The organism is Sphingopyxis sp. NFH-91, from assembly GCF_021401285.1.
GTDB classification, from domain to species: Bacteria; Pseudomonadota; Alphaproteobacteria; order Sphingomonadales; family Sphingomonadaceae; genus Sphingopyxis; species Sphingopyxis terrae_A.
In genome coordinates this window covers 1-509 of the sequence record NZ_JACBGA010000039.1, presented here as the reverse complement: position 1 = coordinate 509, position 509 = coordinate 1, and the positions used below count along the sequence as shown (strand labels likewise).

At 61.1% G+C, this 509-nt stretch carries 1 pseudogene; it reads right to left on the bottom strand.

Going from position 1 to position 509, the window contains the following annotated elements:
• Positions 1–509, bottom strand: a pseudogene (locus tag L0963_RS19620) (hypothetical protein); the annotation flags it as partial.

Below are 509 nucleotides of genomic sequence, written 5' to 3'. Positions count from 1 at the left end.
TCGGCACCTTGGTGGGCGTCCATTAATTCGGCAGGCACCGGCGCGACGTGCGTGGCAGGTCGATCAAGCCAAGATGCCCGTCGCTTCTGCTCCACGTCCCAAGCCGTTGGCCGGCGCGCCGGATCGAGATCGGGTAGGTTCCTGAACATCTGCACACGCTTATCGACAATCGTCGAAAGCAGGTCCTGCCCCGCCGCGCTCCGGATGTAAGGGGTATCGAACCAGCGGCGGGGGTCGTCGCGCAGATCGATCCGCAAAGCGCCGCGCCAGTGTGCGATACGGACGGGATACGTCTCGATCACCGATCGAAGCGCCTGAAGCTGGTCATTGGTCGGTCTGTCGGGAAATGGCCCATTGATTGAGGTGTCGGCAAGCCGCTCATACAGATCAGCAAACTGTTCCCGCCCGTTGTGATGGATGGGACGATAGTCATCACGGCGAACATCGCGCAAAGTCGTCGCCTGCTTCGGCGCGACGGGAGCAGTTTCGTCGGCGGAAATATCATATTC